Origin of the sequence: Poseidonocella sp. HB161398, from assembly GCF_005870025.1 — a bacterium.
Lineage (GTDB): Bacteria > Pseudomonadota > Alphaproteobacteria > Rhodobacterales > Rhodobacteraceae > Mangrovicoccus.
In genome coordinates this window covers 1-706 of the sequence record NZ_VATA01000265.1, presented here as the reverse complement: position 1 = coordinate 706, position 706 = coordinate 1, and the positions used below count along the sequence as shown (strand labels likewise).

Annotated in this window: 1 pseudogene; it reads right to left on the bottom strand. The window is 68.7% G+C overall.

The annotated features are described in order from the left end of the window. Positions 1–398: 398 nt before the first annotated feature. Positions 399–706: pseudogene (locus tag FGX59_RS39225) on the bottom strand (IS5/IS1182 family transposase); the annotation flags it as partial.

Here is a 706-nt window from a genome sequence, read left to right as displayed (position 1 = left end):
CCTCGGCATCACGCCGGCCGGTCTTGATCGGCAGCGCCTTCAATGCTCCCTTGACCTGCCGGGGTTCCATCGGGACGACGTCCAACCCCGCCCCGGTCGGACCGCGAAGCAGCCATTGCGACCCCGGGCCGACCTCAAGCCAATGGCAGCGATGATGCCGTCCAGGTCCCTGACGTCGCGCTCGCGTTCCTCCGGCCCGCTTTCGACCTGCGCCTCTTTCACGATCTTCCCATGCTCGCTGACGACGCAGATCGCGGTCTTCGCCAGCAACACATCCAACCCGACAAGCAGCCCATCCCGCATTCCTCCTTCCGGGTCTGATACGGGAACTGCGACAGCTGACCCCTCCACGCGCAAGCGGTCATGGGCAGGGCGCGACGCAGGCCCCGTTGCAGCATCTCGCAGCGGATGCGGGCCCTGCCTTTGGAGATGCAGTCCGCCGCGGGCTCTTGCAGCGCGTAGTTCTTGCCGCGGCTCTTCAGCGTCTGGTGCAAGAGCCGCAGCACCAGCGCGATCTTCGCCACCGCCCGGTCGCGCAAGCCGCCCTCGGGGATGCCGCCGAGATGGCGGTGCAGGTCCCGCGTGATCCTCCCGGTGTATCCCGCGAGCTTTTTCAGGGCCTTGCGCATGCGCCTGAACTGCCGGGCATGGGCGTCGCGGCCGACTTGGCGCGCCCGGCGCGGCGCGAGCCGGGCATAGGACTGGC